Source organism: Leisingera sp. F5 (assembly GCF_001593695.1).
This window is the reverse complement of sequence record NZ_LUKH01000793.1, coordinates 1-1,666: the sequence shown is the minus strand read 5'-3', so window position 1 is coordinate 1,666 and position 1,666 is coordinate 1. Positions and strand designations below refer to the sequence as shown.

The 1,666-nt window shown below is 60.0% G+C and carries 2 protein-coding genes; both read right to left on the bottom strand.

The genetic code is table 11. The features are described 5' to 3' along the window. Positions 1-252: 252 nt before the first annotated feature. Positions 253-1,350, bottom strand: a complete 1,098-nt coding sequence (locus tag A2I95_RS36035; protein ID WP_291737321.1) for a DegT/DnrJ/EryC1/StrS aminotransferase family protein — start codon at positions 1,348-1,350, stop codon at positions 253-255. Continuing rightward, on the bottom strand, positions 1,347-1,666 hold a 320-nt coding region (locus A2I95_RS36030), incomplete at its 5' end, for an FdtA/QdtA family cupin domain-containing protein (protein ID WP_291737320.1). The genes A2I95_RS36030 and A2I95_RS36035, both read right to left, overlap by 4 nt.

Below are 1,666 nucleotides of genomic sequence, written 5' to 3'. Positions count from 1 at the left end.
GCATGCAGGGGGGAGGTCAAGGTGGAAGGATCAGGATGCCATATTGTCATGCGACATTTTACAATTGGCGGCCCCGGCTTCGCAATACAATTTCCACACAACAGGCTTCCAAAACGCCGGCATTGATCCAACTGCTGGATTGCACCGGTCAAATTCAGCCGCTTATTGATGCATTGACCAGCGACCTCGTCCCTAGACAAAGCACACTTGCAGGTTCAAAGGGCCGGGCGTCAAAAATACCGGGCGGGCCGGTCACGCCAGTTTCAACACCTGTTCGATTACATATTCGGTCTGCGCGTCAGTCTGAGCAGGCCCGATCGGCAGGCTGATCACTTCTGTGGCCAGCGTCTCCGAAACAGGGAACGCACCCTTGCCATAGCCAAGCCCTGCATAGGCGTTCTGCAAATGCGGCGGCTTGGGGTAGTGGATGACGGTCCCGACTCCTGCAGCCTCCAGCCGGGCGCGGAAAGCATCCCGGTCGGGATGGCGCACCACAAAGAGGTGCCAGACCGGGTCCGTCCATTTTGGCACCGCAGGCAACACCAGTCCGGCCGCAGACAGTGCCACCAGGTAACGGGCGGCAATTGCCTGGCGGCGGGCATTCCAGCCATCAAGCACTTGCAGCTTCACTTGCAGCGCCGCCGCCTGGATCGGGTCCAAGCGGCTGTTCTGTCCCGCCAGCTCATGTTCGTATTTAACTGCCGAGCCATAGTTCCGCAGCATCGAGACCCGCTCTGCCAGCTCCGGCGAGGTCGTGGTGAACCCACCGCCATCCCCCAGCGCGCCGAGGTTTTTGCCTGGGTAAAAGCTCCAGCAAGCGGCCTCTCCAAAACTGCCGATCCGCTTGCCCTTGTATCCGGCGCCATGCGCTTGGGCCGCGTCTTCCAGCAGGTGCACCCCGTGCTGCCTAGCCAGTTCTATCAGCGGATCCATGTCGGCGGGCTGGCCATAAAGGTGGACCGGGATGATTGCCTTGGTTCGGGACGTGATGGCGGCGGCCACTGCATCCGGGTCGATATTGTGAGTAGCTTCCAGCGGTTCCACCGGGACAATGGCTGCACCGCAAAAGCTGACTGCCAGCCAAGTCGCGATATAGGTGTTCGCGGGCACGATCACTTCATCGCCCGGGCCGATCCCCATTGCCTTCAGCGTCAAAATCAGCGCGTCCAAGCCATTGCCAGTGCCCAGGCAATGCGGCGCACCGGTGTAGCGGGCGAAATCCGCCTCAAACGCCTCCACTTCGGGGCCTAGAATAAAGTAACCCGAACGCGCCACCCGCAGCACGGCTGCCTCCAGCTGATCCTGAATTTCAGCATGGGCGCCCGCGATATCGAGGAAGGGAACCTTCATGCCGCACCTACGGCGGCTTTGAATTCACCATAGTCGCGGATGTAGTCCGCTTCGTCATACACCTCGGAGGTCAGCACCATGCAGACCGCCCCGGAGGAAAAGTTGTCAAGGTAGCGCCACATCATCGGGCAGACATACAGCCCGTAGTATGAGCGGTTCAGGTGGAAACGCTTGGTCTCGGCCCCGTCGTCCAGCAGGATATCAAAACTGCCCGACATGCAGATAATGAACTGATGCAGCGCCTTATGCGCATGCTCGCCGCGATCGGCCCCGCCCGGCACATCGTAGAGGTAATAAACCCGCTTGATATCAAAGG